At 36.5% G+C, this 1118-nt stretch carries 2 protein-coding genes; both read left to right on the top strand.

Annotated elements, in window-relative coordinates; translation table 11 throughout:
- Positions 1-551 (top strand): Rpn family recombination-promoting nuclease/putative transposase (locus AB1414_21330; GenBank protein MEW6609954.1); only part of this gene is annotated, 551 nt, incomplete at its 5' end.
- Positions 552-1017: 466 nt separating this feature from the next.
- Positions 1018-1118, top strand: a 101-nt coding sequence (locus tag AB1414_21335) for a PD-(D/E)XK nuclease family transposase (protein ID MEW6609955.1), incomplete at its 3' end; no start/stop codon positions are given.

Here is a 1118-nt window from a genome sequence, read left to right on the forward strand (position 1 = left end):
TAAAAGAGACAGAGTCATTTACCAGCCTTGAACCTATTATTGCTCTAACCATTACGGACTTTATCATGTTCGAGGATGTAGATAAGGTTATCACCTATTTCAATCTCATCGAAAAGGAAACTTTAATCAAATACCATGATGAAATCGAACTTGTTTTTATCGAATTGCCCAAATTTAAGAAGAATGAGGATGAGCTGGATTCAATCAAAGACAAATGGATATATTTTATAAAGAATGCAGGCAGACTTGAATATACACCAGAGACATTAGTTAAAGAGATAGAAATAAAGGAGGCATTTGAAATAGCCAATACTGCGGGGATGAGTGAGAAGGAGTTAGAGATTCAATATAAGCGGCACGATTTTATCCGAATGCAAAGAGGTGCGATAGAGTTTGCCTTAAAACAAGGAATACAACAAGGAATACAACAAGGCAAAATAGAAGTAGCGAAAAGTCTTTTGAAATCAGGGGAGAAAGTTGAAAAAATATCCCAGGTAACGGGATTAACAATAGAGGAAATTAAGGGTATTAATTATAGTGAAAGACATTAAGGTGTCCCACGATTTGTGATGATTACCTGAGTATGGACACCTGTGAACGGTTACCATTTATGGTTACTTGAATTAGGGCTTCACGAAATTAAATAAAGTAAAATAAATGGAATGTAACAAAATTTAGCCTCGTAGAGATGTTCTGTTGGTAGAGAGAGGTTTTACGAAATTCAAAATATGGTAAGCGTTCAGCCACAGAGGCACAGAGTTCACAGAGAATTAAGGAAATTAGCCACAAATGGATACGAATTAACCTCTGACATCCCAAAATGTAGTGCGAACCTTTAAGTTCGCCTTTTGGCTTGCCAGAAGCGAAGCTAACGCCTCGCACTACAAATCTTTTTGTTGTTCAAAGAGATTTGGATTCATTCGTGATTATATATTCCCTCTGTGTTCTGTGTGGCTCTGTGGCTATATCTGAACGGTTACGAGAATTTGAATTTTTGCCGCATAAAGGAGTATTTGGATGCGTTTTTTAGATGTTAAAACAGATTATGCCTTCAAAAAGGTTTTTGGCTCTCAAGGGAGTAAGGATATCCTTATTAGTTTTCTTAACTCGGTGATTGA

Source organism: bacterium, from assembly GCA_040755795.1.
Taxonomy (GTDB): domain Bacteria; phylum UBA9089; class CG2-30-40-21; order CG2-30-40-21; family SBAY01; genus JBFLXS01.